Source organism: Streptomyces sp. CHD11, assembly GCF_018638295.1.
Classification (GTDB): domain Bacteria; phylum Actinomycetota; class Actinomycetes; order Streptomycetales; family Streptomycetaceae; genus Streptomyces.
Genome location: NZ_JABTTS010000191.1, coordinates 1 through 310, shown reverse-complemented (window position 1 = coordinate 310; position 310 = coordinate 1). Strand labels below are relative to the sequence as shown.

Here is a 310-nt window from a genome sequence, read left to right as displayed (position 1 = left end):
CGGCCGTACCTTCAGACACCCAACAGCGTGCCCGGCCCTGTCCCGTCCGATGATCGTGCGTTCCACGCCCCGAAGAGCAGTACTTGCAGCCACCGGCCCGAAATCCGGACCGAATAGTCAACGTTCCACCCATGAGCAACCAGCACCGGACGTACGCCGATGTACTGGCCTCTGGACTGCCGAAGCAGCCTAGAAGTGCTCCTTAGAAAGGAGGTGATCCAGCCGCACCTTCCGGTACGGCTACCTTGTTACGACTTCGTCCCAATCGCCAGTCCCACCTTCGACAGCTCCCTCCCACAAGGGGTTGGGC

General features: G+C 61.6%; 1 rRNA gene. It reads right to left on the bottom strand.

What is annotated here, in order from left to right:
* Positions 1-206 precede the first annotated feature (206 nt).
* Positions 207-310: ribosomal RNA gene (locus HTV45_RS33720) — 16S ribosomal RNA — on the bottom strand; the annotation flags it as partial.